This is a genomic window from Thiemannella venezuelensis (genome assembly GCF_014203605.1).
In the GTDB taxonomy this organism is placed as follows: Bacteria; Actinomycetota; Actinomycetes; order Streptosporangiales; family Streptosporangiaceae; genus Planomonospora_A; species Planomonospora_A venezuelensis.
This window is the reverse complement of the sequence record NZ_JACHJJ010000054.1, coordinates 1-10,943: the sequence shown is the minus strand read 5'-3', so window position 1 is coordinate 10,943 and position 10,943 is coordinate 1. Positions and strand designations below refer to the sequence as shown.

The 10,943-nt window shown below is 71.9% G+C and carries 6 protein-coding genes and 1 pseudogene; 1 reads left to right on the top strand and 6 read right to left on the bottom strand.

From position 1 onward, the window contains the following. Positions 1-474: 474 nt before the first annotated feature. The 6 genes from FHS22_RS36785 to lanL all read right to left on the bottom strand — a co-directional run bounded on the left by FHS22_RS36785 (position 475) and on the right by lanL (position 10,006). Complete coding sequence (locus tag FHS22_RS36785; protein WP_184948825.1) at positions 475-1,512, bottom strand: radical SAM protein; 1,038 nt, start codon at positions 1,510-1,512, stop codon at positions 475-477. Beyond that, positions 1,490-3,337 (bottom strand): ABC transporter ATP-binding protein, encoded by a 1,848-nt coding sequence (locus FHS22_RS36780; RefSeq protein ID WP_221474596.1) that lies wholly within the window; start codon positions 3,335-3,337, stop codon positions 1,490-1,492. The genes FHS22_RS36785 and FHS22_RS36780 overlap by 23 nt, the downstream gene beginning before the upstream one ends. After that, the gene (locus tag FHS22_RS36775) at positions 3,319-5,040 is read right to left on the bottom strand and encodes an ABC transporter ATP-binding protein (protein WP_184948824.1); all 1,722 of its coding nucleotides are present in this window, start codon (positions 5,038-5,040) and stop codon (positions 3,319-3,321) included. Before FHS22_RS36775 ends, FHS22_RS36780 begins: the two co-directional genes overlap by 19 nt. A 178-nt stretch (positions 5,041-5,218) precedes the next feature. Continuing rightward, positions 5,219-5,386, bottom strand: coding sequence for a hypothetical protein (locus tag FHS22_RS36770; protein ID WP_184948823.1), 168 nt, complete (start codon positions 5,384-5,386; stop codon positions 5,219-5,221). Between the two features lie 133 nt (positions 5,387-5,519). Next, the gene (locus FHS22_RS36765) at positions 5,520-7,112 is read right to left on the bottom strand and encodes an alpha/beta hydrolase family protein (protein WP_184948822.1); all 1,593 of its coding nucleotides are present in this window, start codon (positions 7,110-7,112) and stop codon (positions 5,520-5,522) included. A 158-nt stretch (positions 7,113-7,270) separates the two neighbouring features. Then, the gene (gene lanL / locus FHS22_RS36760; protein ID WP_184948821.1) at positions 7,271-10,006 is read right to left on the bottom strand and encodes a class IV lanthionine synthetase LanL; all 2,736 of its coding nucleotides are present in this window, start codon (positions 10,004-10,006) and stop codon (positions 7,271-7,273) included. 215 nt (positions 10,007-10,221) lie between these two features. Between lanL and FHS22_RS36755 the strand changes: the two are divergent. Continuing rightward, a pseudogene (locus FHS22_RS36755) lies at positions 10,222-10,943 on the top strand (hypothetical protein); the annotation flags it as partial.

The window sequence follows — 10,943 nt, the reverse complement described above, 5'->3', positions numbered from 1 at the left end:
ACCCAATACGCGCCCTGGGCGCGCTGGGCGCGCTGGGCGCGGGGTAGCGGTGTGCGTCTGTCACTCGGGTGACGGGGTTTCCTTGCAGGGCCGGCCGATTCGTCCTGGGAACGACGCCCGCCACGCCTGCCACTCGGCGTCTCTGCCTGGCAACCACAGCGGGGCCACGCGACCGCGGCCTTCGTCCACCTCGGCGTCAGCCTCGGGTATTCCGTCCGGGTGCCGGCGCATCCAGTGCCCGAGGAGGTCCGAGGTGACCCCGAGCGTTACGGCGACGGCCGCCCGGCCCGGTGGAGAGGAAGGGCGGCCGTCGCGGGCGCGTGGCCCTGCGCGACCCGCAACCCGCACCCGCTGCTCCGTACGCTGCTCGGTCAGCTCCCACGCGCGAGCCCGCCGGACCCGTCGGACGGCACTGGATCCCCGACACCGACCGTGCCCTCCCATAGGGTCGCCCGGCGCCTTCAACAGGCGGCGTCAAGGTGCGGTGACGGAGTACGCGGGTCGGCGGTCGATACGCTGCCTGACCTCGGCGGATCCGAAATGGTAGTCGATGCGGCGGGTTGCCTCCGCCCAGTCGGCCCAGTCGCGGACGCCGGAGAGCGCGTCGACGACGAAGGGGTCGTTCCAGCGCGCGACCGCCCGTTCCCACAGCACCTGCGGATCTTCCGTCAGCAGGGAGCCGACAGTGCCCTCGTAGATGGGCATCGCGCGTACCTGCCCGTCGGGCTCGATCTGCATCAGGGAGAATCCGAAGCGTTCCACGAGTTTCGGATTCATTTGCAGGACGAAATTATCACTGAGAGTCACCGTGACGGAGGAGGGAACGAGGGACCGCAGGTGCTGCCCGTGGCCAGGGCTCATGAGGGTGGTGAGCTGTTCCATCGTGAGAAGTTCCCGGTCGGCGAACGTGGGCCTGCTGGCGAGACCGGACGGCACCGCCGCGCCGAAGCCGAGGAAGCGCAGGCGCGGGGAGCGCGAAGTGGCCACCCGGCAGAGTTCGCCCAGCTGGTGGAAGTTGCCGCGCATCACCACGCAGTCGAGTCCGAACAGCACGGGGTCGTAGCCGTGTTCGCTTACGCGCCGGGAGAGGTCGTCGAGGAGGGTCAGCGCGTTCATCGCGCGGTCGAAGGAGCCGGAACGCCCTCGGATCCGGTCGTGTGTCGCGGCGTCGGCCCCGTCGACGCTGATCGTGATCCTGGAGAACACGCGCGCCGCCGCTTGCGCCGCCTCCGCCGTCAACGTCCAGCCGCTGGTGTAGAGGTTCACTTCGATCCCGGCCCGTGAGATGTGCTCCGCGATCTCGTGGATCCCCTTGACGAGCAGCGGTTCACCGCCTGCGAACTCGACCGTCCGCGGGTGCAGGGCAATGATCCCGTCGGCCACCTTGAGCATGTCCTCGTGGCTGAGCTGCCGCGTCGGCCGTCTTCCCGATTCCGAGTAGCAGTGGACGCAACGGAGCGGGCACGCGTAGGTGATGTCCCAAATGACGTCACTCGGTCCGGGATGCGGCATGATGTCCTCTCGTCTGGTGTTCGTGCGTGGCGTCGTCCTGCCAATGGCCGACCAGGTCGGCGTACAGGGGTGATCGGGCGATCAGTTCCAGGTGCGCGCCCACGACGGCGGAGGCGCCGTCGATCAGCAGGACGTTGTCCGCGCGGGCGGCGGAACTGATGCGGTGAGCGATCACGACGAGTGTCGTCCCCCTGGTCGCGAACGCCTGCTCGGCCCGTTCTTCGGCGGCCGGGTCGAGGTGGCAGGTGGCCTCGTCGAGGATCACGATCCGTGCGGGGGAGGCGTAGGCACGGACGAGGGTGATGAGCTGGCGTTCACCGGCGGACAACGTGGACGGCTCCTCGATCGTGGCGTCCAGCCCGCCGAGCCGCTCGACGAGGAAATCCGCCCCGACGGCGGCGACGGCCGCCCGCATCCGTTCGTCTGCGGCGCCGCTCCCGGAGGAGTCCTCCGGGCACAGGTAGGCGAGGTTCTCGCGTACCGTTCCCGCGAAGACGTATGCCTCCTGCGGCACCAGGGCCATGACGGTCCGCAGGTGGGACTCCGGGATCGTGGCCAGCGGGAGACCACCGAGCCGCACCTCGCCGGCCGTCGGCCCCTGCAGCCCGGTCAGCAGCATGGCGAGGGTGGATTTGCCGATGCCGCTCGGGCCGACCACGGCCAGATGCGTGCCTTCGCCGATCGTGAGGCTCAGCTCACGCACGACCGGGGCGGCCTGCGGCGAGTAGGCGAACGTGAGGCCGTCCAATTGCAGGTCATGAGCCGCGGGCACGGAGATGGGCCCGGGCCGCGCCGGTGTTTCCGAGTCGGGCGCGATGGTTTCGGAGATCCGCCGCAGTGTGACCGCGAGGGACACGCCCCACGAACCGACGGTGCCCATGAGGCTGCGCAGCGCCGGTCCGAGGCCCGTGGACAGGTAGGTCACCGCGCCCACGACCTCGCCCGCGGTCAACTGCCCGCGGGCGATCAGGGGCGGGGCGGCGAGCAGCAGTCCGATGAGCGGTACGTGCGCCCCGAGCGTCAGCAGCAGACGTTTCCCGGTGCCCGCCCAGGCGAGGGCGCGGGTGGCGGCGGCCTGCGCGGCGACGAGCGCCCGCAGGTCCTGCTCCGCCTGGGCCTGCGCGCCGCCGGCGGCGATGTCGCGCAGTCCGGCGAGGATCGGCGTCGCCTCTGCGGTCAGGGTCTCCCCGGCCAGGAGCAGGTCTCGGTGCCGTACGGCGATCAGCCGCAGGAGCCGGGCGAACACGACCAACGCCACGATCACGGGACCGGCGACGATGGCCGCGGCCGGCGGGGACAGGAGCAGGAGCCCCGCCAGGGCGGCCACCAGGGACACCCCAAGCTCGCGACCGCTTATCAGCATCCCCGACATCAGGCTGCGCAGCGTCTCCACCTGCTGGGTGAGACGGCCGACCGCGGCGCCGTCGGGTGCTCGCCCGCCGGTGGCGGCGCGGTGGACGGTGGTGGTGACGACCGCACGTACAAGGTCGTCCCGCAACGGCTCGACCACTGCGGCGAGCGCGGGGAACATCCGTCGCATCGCGACGGCCCTCACCAGCAGCGTGCCGCCGAGGAGGGCGAGCCAGCCGAGACCGGCCGCGAACCGGCCGGCCAGGAAGCCGCGATCGACCGCCGTCGCGATGAGTAACCCGGACGACAGCGCCGGGGCACCCTCGACGAGCGACCACAACGCGGCGACGGCGAGCGGACGCCGCCGGGGACGCAGCAACGCCATCAGCGTCCGCCAGGGGGACGGCGCGCCGCCGTCGATGGGGGAGTGCGTCGCGGGCGTGGGGCACGAATCGATCACGGGGTCGCCGGACATGGTTTCTCCCCGTTCGAGACGGCGGCGAACAGCGCGCGATAGGCGGGATCCCGCCAGAGCTCGCGGTGGGTGCCCTGGGCGCGTATCCGCCCGGAGTCCAGCCAGACGACCAGATCGGCACGGGCGGCGGTGGCGGGGCGATGGGCGATGACGAGGCGGGTGCGTCCCCGTGACCCGTCCCGCAGCGCGGCGGTCACCTGAGCCTCGGTCACGGTGTCCAGGCTGGAGGTGGCGTCGTCGAGCACGGTCAGCCGGGCCCGGCGGAGCAGCGCGCGGGCCAGTCCGAGCCGCTGGATCTCACCACCGGACAGCCATACCCCGGCGGCTGGGGTACGGTACCCCGCCGGAAGCCGCCGGATCACGTCATCGATGTGCGCGGCCCTCGCCGCCGCGCGGATCTCCTCCAGGTCGCTCACCGTGCCGCCGTACGCGATCGCCGAGGCGAGGTCACCCCCGAGCAGCGCCGGGCGCTCGAACGCGTAGGCCACGGCACCTCGCAGGGAGGCGAGGTCGAGGTCGGCCAGACATTGGCCGTCGAGCAGCACCTCTCCCCGGTCGGGGTCGGTCAGCCGCCCGGCCAGCAGGGCGAGGGTCGTCTTGCCCGCGCCGGAAGGGCCGACGACGGCTGTCATGGCCCCGGCGGGGATCTCCAGGCAGATGTCGTCGAGGAGCGGGCCGCCCTCGCGGATCACCGTGACGCCACGGAAGGAGAGCACGCCCGGACCGGCCGCCAGCGGGACGGTGCCCGAGGGCAGGACGGGCAGCGCGAACACCTGGCACAGACGCCGGGCGGCCGAGCGGCCGTGAGCCACGCCCATCAGCGTCTCGGTCAGCCCGGCGAAGGCCAGGCCCAGGGCCGTGTACCCGGCCGCGGCCAGGAACGCCCCCGGCTCCAGCCGGCCTTCCGCCACGCCGAACCCCGCCGTGGCGAGCACAAGGATCTCGATCAGGGACAGCGTGAGCGTGAACTGCCACCCGCCACGTGCCTGGGCCCGCCAGAGCGCGTGCCCGGCGGCGGACAGGTCCGGCAACGGCCTGAGCACCCGGCTGGTCTCATGGGAGGCGGTGCCGGCGGCGCGTACGGTACGGATGCCCGCGAGGGTCTCGGTCAGCCGGGCGGCGAGCCGGCCCTGCGCCGCCTGGGAACGGTCGTACAGACCGGACACGCCGGAGACGAACACCCGCATCACGACCAGGGCGAGGGGTACGCCGGTCAGGAAGGCGGCGCCCACCCGCCAGTCGATGGTGAACAGCGCGACGACGCCGCCCACGGAGGTGACCAGCCCGGACCCCGCGCCGATCAGCGTCATCGGGACGGACGCCGTGGTCGCGGCGTTGCTCACCAGGCGGTTGACGAGTTCGCCCGTGGGGAAACGCCCGGCTTCGACGATGTTCACTGCGAGGAGCCGGTTGGCGAGGCGCATACGCAGCGAACCGGCGGCCGAGGCGGAGTAGGCGGCACCGGCGATCGCGGAGACGATGTCGACCAGAGCCGTAGCGCCCAGCAGGAACGCGAGGCGCACGGTCGCGAGCAGCGCGTCCCCGCCGGTGACCGCCGCGTCCACGGCGGCGGCCATCGACGCGGGCAGCGCGAGCGCGACGACGCACCCCCCTGCGGCGGTGAGCGCGGTCAATGCGAGGGGCGCCCACGCGCACGCGGCCACGGAGGCGATCAGCCGGTCGCCGTACGCGCGGGTCGTCACCTGCTCCTCGGCTGGCGCTGGTGGGTGCATCACATATCTCTCTGCGGCGAAGCGCGGCCAGGCGGATCTACGACGGGAGAGCCGGTGCAGGCGCGGCCAGGCGACGGCGGAAGCGGCCGCCTGGCCGGTCACCTCGGCTACGGGCCTACGTCATGTCCTCAGGGAAGAGGACGGGCCGCTACTCGTAGCGCGTGTTGTGCTCGCAGGTGGCGTTGGTGAACGTGGTGCAGTAGGTCTGCGTCGATCCCGAGCAGGACCAGGCCCCGCAGGTGGAGAACTCGCACGGCCAGAGACCGCTCTCCATGGCGGAGGGGAGCATTTCCAAGGCGGAAACGTCGATTTCCATGCTTTCCTCATTCCTTTCGCTGCTGTACGGAGCCGTCGCGCGTCCGCCCGACGGCCTTGGATGCCACCGCCCCGGATGATGCAGGACGACGGGGTCTTGGGTGCCGCCTGGAGCGGCGCGAAGAAAGGGCCCGCTACGGCCTCGGCCCGACGCGCAGGAACGCGACAAGCTGTTCGAGCACGGCATGGCCCTCGTGATCGGTCAGCGGGTCGTGCCCCGCGCCCGGAACCTCCAGGTACGTGAGTGCGGTGTCACGGTGGCCGGTCCGCGCCAGCCGTTCGCGCAGCCGGCGGGAGTGGCTGACGGGGATGATCGGATCTTGATCGCCGTGGACGAGCAGGAGTGGCAGCCGGAGGCGGTCGGCCAGCCGGAGCAGGTCCCGCGAGCCAAGATGGTCGTCGACGATCTCCTCCTGGCCGCCGAGACGGTCAAGCATTCTCCTGACCGATTCGGGCCCGTCCTCATAAAGCGCCCGTCCTGACAGGAACGGCGCGACGACGGCGGCACGGGACCACAGGCCCGGCTCGGCGGCGGCGGCCAGCAGCGCGAGATAGGCGCCGTAGCTGGCGCCGTACAGCATGGGCGGGCAGGATCCGGAGACGCGTTCGGCGGCCAGCGTACGGCCCAGGTGAATGACGTCGGCGAGGTCGGCTCCGCCCCACGCGCCACGGATCGCGTCACGGTGCGCGGCTCCGTATCCGGTGCTGCCGCGCTGATTGGGGGCGACAACGGCGATGCCATCGGCGGCCAGGCGCTGGAACAGGGGGTCGAACGTGAGCCGCCAGGCCGCCTCGGGCCCGCCGTGCAAGGCGAGCACCACGTGCCCGGCGTGGGCGAGGTCGCCGTAGACGATCGCCTCGACGGGGCCGCCCGGACCGGTGAAGCTGCGCGAGCGGGCGGGCGACCACCCGGTGCGGCCGTGGCCGGTCAGGGCCGTCGCCGTGAGGGGATCGGGAACGGTCACCGGTTGCGGCGGCAGGTCCGGGGCCGAACGGACCAGGTGCAGCCCTGCCGCGTTCCAGTGCGCGACGGGCAGCAGGACCCCGGCCGGCTCGATCTCCCGGGTACTGTCTTCCACCAGGTCGTACAGCAGCGCGGTGGAGCGCACGCCGCGGGTGACAGACAGCGCGAGGTGCCTGCCGGACGGGTCGAGGGCGAGCGGCACGACCGTCCCCTCGACGGCGTTCAACCGGCCGGGGAAGACGGTGAGCGCGTCGTGGTCGCGCCGGCGGCTCCCCAGCCGCAGGACGCCCTCCCGCTTCTGTGCCGTGATCAGGGTTCCGGCCTGCGGAGCGGCGAGGAGGAGATGCTCCCCCGGCGACAGGCCGGGAAGGGGGCGCACGGTGCCGTCGGACAGGTTCAGCACCACGGTGCGCGCCCCGTCGGAGCTCGCGACGGCGAGAAGGCCGCCGTCGAGCCACACGCCTCCGGTAAACTCGCCCGGCACGTCGGCCACGCGTTCGGGAGTCTCGGCCCGTCCCGACAACCGCCACACCGTCGTACGCCCAGTGGAGGTCGTGCGGAAGGCCAGGGCGGCGGTGCCCGGCGTCCCGCCCGCCACCAGCCTGACGTTCTCGCCAGGGGCGACGGCCAGTTCGTGGACCGCCGCGACTGTGCCGTCAGCCTCGGGGACGACGAGGAGGATCCCCGCACGGGCCAGCAGGAGGTTGCCGTCGTCGGTTGGGACCGCGCTGCTCCAGGCGTTCTCGTCCCCCCACGGACGCAAGAGGCGAGCACGAGGGCGCGGCCCGGCTAGATCCCAGAGCTCAGGAGCGAAACCGCCGCGACCCCGCGCGGCGAGGCACGCGACGTGGCGCCCGGCGCCGGAGAAGCGGAAGCCGATCCGCCGCAGTACGCCGGTGGCCGTCCTGTCGAGGAGCGTGCTCATGCCGTCGCGCCGGCGGGTGCGAGACGGTCGGCCATCCACGGCCGGGCGCCGCCCCGGCGCAGCCGCCGCAGGAAGTCCAGGATTCCCGCCAGGCCGGTGTTCCAGCCGAAGGAGATCCCCACGCCTTCCCCGTCCGGAACCACGAGCAGCCCATCGCGCAGCACCGCGCGGGCCCGCAGGCACGCGGCCAGTTCCTCGGCCTGGTGGCGGTAGACCGGTTCGCCCAGCAGGTCCGCCATGTCGAGCAGGAACTGCCCGTCGCCGGCCAGTCCGTGGCAGGCCACGCTTCCCGCGGATAGACGGGAGGCGCGGACGGCGGACGCAGCGCCCCTGGCGGCCTCCAGCAGCGGGGCCTCGCCCGTGGCGAGGTACAGCCGGATCAGGAAGGTGCCGATGCCCGAGGAACCGCTGCACCAATGCGGCAGCCTCCCGTCGTCGCCGGGAGAGGTCCCCCACCAGGTGCCGCCGTCGATGTGGTCGGCGGCCTCCAACAGCGTGCGCCCGCCGAGCACGGCGGTCTCCAGGCAGTCCTCGCGGCCCAGACCCGTACCGGCGGCGAGCAGGAACGCCCCGATTCCGGCGACACCGTGGGCGAAGCCGTAGTGCACCAGCCCGGCCAGCGTCGAGGGGAAGTCCTGGGGGATGGGCCACAGGACGGTGGCGGGGGTGCGCTCCGCGGCGGCGAGAAGGGTGTCGGCGCAGCGGCCCGCCAGGTCACGGAAGCGTTCGTCGCCGGTCTCGTGCCAGAAGTGCAGCAGGGCGAAGCCGGTCCCGGCCAGGCCGTGGCACACGTCGGGGTTCGGCCAGGTCACCGGCAGGTCCAGCGCCAGGTCGAGGCCGGTCGTGCGCAGAGTGTCGTCGTCGAGTACCCGCCCGGCCTCGTGCAGGCCCCAGGCGATGCCGGCTCGTCCGAAGTACAGCCCGGGTGAGGGCCGGTGCCGTTCGCTCCGTACGCGCCGCAGCGTCCAGTGCGCGGCCTCCTTGAGGCCGGCCGCGACCTCGGCCCGCCCCGGCAGGGCCGAGCAGGAGGGATCCAGCAGCGCGGACAGCATCGTGAGCACCCCGGCCGAGCCGTGCTGGACGGCGCACGGATCGGCCGTCTCCCCGAACCCCGGCGCGGGCCACAGCCGGCCGCCGCCGTCCGGATGGTCGACGGCTGTACGGTCCATCCGGCGCAGGGTATAGGCGATCCCGTCGTGCAGCAGCCGGTCCTGCTCCTCGACGCCGAGGCGGGAGTTGCCTGCACGGGCGGCGAAGGGCCGGGGCTCGGTGTCCAGTTCGTCGAGAAATTTCTGGACCTGGGCGAGGTCCCAGCGCCGGGCCGGGTCCTCGCGCATCAGGTTCAGAATCATCGTCGTCAGCACCTCGGACACGGCGTCGCCCGATGAAGTCACGCGTACCAGCGTCTCCACCCGGGAGTCCCACGACCGGGCGTCGTGCGGTTCGTCGTGGCCTAGCACCGGCACGCAGCCGGTGGCCAGGAAGAACACACTCGCCCCCAGGGCGTACAGGTCCACCTCGATTCCCGGCGCCGGCGCGTGCCGGGGCGCGAGCACCTGTTCCGGCGGCGCGAACCCGGGGGTGTGGGCCTTGGCCACCGGGGTTCCCGGCACGGCCGCCGTCTCCAGATCGATCAGCCGGCAACGGGAGTCGTCGCCGACGATCACGTTGTTGGGCGTGAGGTCCCGCAACACATAGCCCTGGTCGTGAACAGCGCCGACCACGGCGACCAGGTTGCGCACCACGTTCAGCGCCTGGTCCTGCCAGCGGCCCGGGGCCTCGCGCCTCTCGTCGACGGCCCACGAGCCGAGTGGCTTGCCCTCGACGTACTCCTGCGCCAGGAAAAGGTTGCCCTCCTGCTCGAACAGATCCACCTTGCGGCTCGTGACGCCGAGCGGCCCGAAGATCTCCAGCATGCGGGCCTCGTGGCGGAGCCGGTCGCGATCGTCCTGCCCCTGGAGCGTGAAGCCGAAGTGCGGGCGCGCCTGTTTGATCACCACCTGCTCGCCGGAGAGCCGGTCCTCGGCCAGGAACACGCCTCCCTTGGCACTGTGACGTAGCGCCCGGCGCACCACGAACCGGTCGGCCAGCAGGACGGCCGAGGGCGCGGCGGCGCGTACCGGGGCACGGCCGGAGTCGAAGGGGCAGGGGGCCCATTCCGGCGGGGAGTACCAGGCGTTGCGCTGGTCTATGACGCCGGATCCATCGGGAGCGGTCAGCCGCGAGGTGTAGGAGCCGTCGTTGTCCAGCACGCTCGGGGCGGAGAACACTCCGTACCGGTAGTGGACCAGGCTGCCAGGGCGATAGGGGCGGTCGGAGAGGATGGGTGGGCCGGGCAGGCCGGAGGTGGCCGTGTGCAGGTCCTCGGCGATCGCCACCGCCGCGTCGTCGTCCGGCGGATAGACGGTGATGAACTTGCCGAGGGATCCCCGGTCCGCGTCTCTGGACAGCAGCCCGGCCAGGTCGTCGAAGGTGGAGGCGAACTTGAACGCGCAACGATGCCGGGCCAGCACCTCCGCCGCCCGGGCCAGCACGAGGGGGGCGGCCAGCTGCGTCGCCGACACGTGCAGCTTCCAGCCCTGCGCGCGGTGGGCGGCCCCGGCCGGGGTGACGTACGTCCACGTCCTGCCGCGGCTGATCTCCCATGCGGAAGAGTCTCCGGCGCAGCGCCGCAGGACGGCACTGACGATGTCCTCCAGCAGGTGCAGGTCCGCATTCGCGACGCCCATCATCACCCAGAACCCCCGTTCTTCCTCTACCGCCTTCTTGATCCCTGCTCGCCCTCGTTCACCGAGATTCACATGACGATCTTGTGGAGCGGTTGTGGGTGACTTGAAAGATCGGGAGGGTGATTCAGGTGTGCCGTGCCGGGCGGGCACGTCCGAAACCACACTTTGACATATACCCCCTCCTGGTATGCTCAGCGCCTCCACCACGGGGATACTGCATGTCGATGGTCGAATATGACAGTCCGGCCTCGTTCCGCGGTCAGCTCCAACGGGGACGCGGTGCCGCAGTGCATCGCACGTCGACCGCCCCCGGCGCCGCCGACGCGGTGTACGAGTGCGTGATCACGGACACGCGCTGGGACCGGCAAGTTGATCAACGCGACAGCTACCTCGCCGGTCTCATCGCTCGGCTCGACCTGCCACTGGCACCGATACAACAGCACCTGCTCACGTACGACGACGAGGACGCCGAACCGGTTGAGCTTGCCTTGCAGGTCCTTGCCCTGCTTCCGATGGTCGGTCGACTCGACGCGGCGGCCGTGCTGCGCGGGTACGCGATCGACGGGCCGCATTGGTCCACGGCACTGGAGGCGATCGGCGACAGCGGGGCGATGAAGCTTCCCTCCATCTGGGACGGGCTCGCTGACGACATCATCGCCAACCGCGACGATGCCCCGCTTGCACAGGCGATCTGGTGCGACACGGAGCCGTGGACAACGTTCGCGCAGTCCCAGCCGCGGGTTCGGCGGATCATCGACGAGCTCAAGGCCTCCCGCTCACCCGGACCGGCCAGGCGCGACACACGACCCGAAATCGCCGCCATCGACAACGAAGACCTGATCGGGCTTGTCGCTGCCGGCGGCTCCGAACGGCGACAGGCGCTGGAGGAACTGGGTAGGCGCGGCGATCGCATCGTCTTCGACTTAGGGCGCGTATTGGG

Excerpts from the sequence above, each read along its gene's own strand:
- FHS22_RS36785 (WP_184948825.1), bottom strand. The coding sequence starts at position 1,512 with ATGCCGCATCCCGGACCGAGTGACGTCATTTGGGACATCACCTACGCG.
- FHS22_RS36780 (WP_221474596.1), bottom strand. The coding sequence starts at position 3,337 with ATGTCCGGCGACCCCGTGATCGATTCGTGCCCCACGCCCGCGACGCAC.
- FHS22_RS36770 (WP_184948823.1), bottom strand. The coding sequence starts at position 5,386 with ATGGAAATCGACGTTTCCGCCTTGGAAATGCTCCCCTCCGCCATGGAG.
- lanL (WP_184948821.1), bottom strand. The coding sequence starts at position 10,006 with ATGATGGGCGTCGCGAATGCGGACCTGCACCTGCTGGAGGACATCGTC.